Source organism: Vibrio sp. 99-8-1, assembly GCF_013114595.1.
Lineage (GTDB): Bacteria > Pseudomonadota > Gammaproteobacteria > Enterobacterales > Vibrionaceae > Vibrio.
Window position 1 is genome coordinate 1 of record NZ_VTXE01000084.1, and the last position, 520, is coordinate 520.

Genomic DNA, 520 nt, shown 5'->3' on the forward strand with positions numbered 1-520 from the left:
GGGAACCTGGGGCTGGATCACCTCCTTAATACGAAGATTGCTCGTTTATGAGTGTCCACACAGATTGATATGGTTTAGAAAAGCAAAGAGAAAGATAACTCAGACTTATTGAGTTTATAACGACGGGATTTTTGGTTGAATCGAGGCGTGCAACTGACGAGTAAAGGAGCATACAAAAGTATGTGACTGAGCGAGGATAGGCAGCACAACGAAGAGTCAAGCAAAAAGAACGAGTTAGAATGGGTCTGTAGCTCAGCTGGTTAGAGCGCTCGCCTGATAAGCGGGAGGTCGGTGGTTCAAGTCCACTCAGACCCACCAAAATCTTCCTTCTTTTTCGTTAAGTTAATCGTCGCATATTTCAATATGCTTCCTCATAACTTGCCTCAAATAAGAAAGATTTAATCAACATATTATGAGTTATCAAAAGAAACACCCACTGATGGGGTTATAGCTCAGCTGGGAGAGCGCCTGCCTTGCACGCAGGAGGTCTGCGGTTCGATCCCGCATAGCTCCACCATCT

General features: G+C 45.0%; 2 tRNA genes. Both read left to right on the forward strand.

The features are described from left to right. The first annotated feature begins 241 nt into the window (after positions 1 to 241). Positions 242 to 318, forward strand: a tRNA-Ile gene (locus F0227_RS21820). Between the two features lie 123 nt (positions 319 to 441). Then, positions 442 to 517 (forward strand) — tRNA-Ala (locus F0227_RS21825). Positions 518 to 520 lie beyond the last annotated feature (3 nt).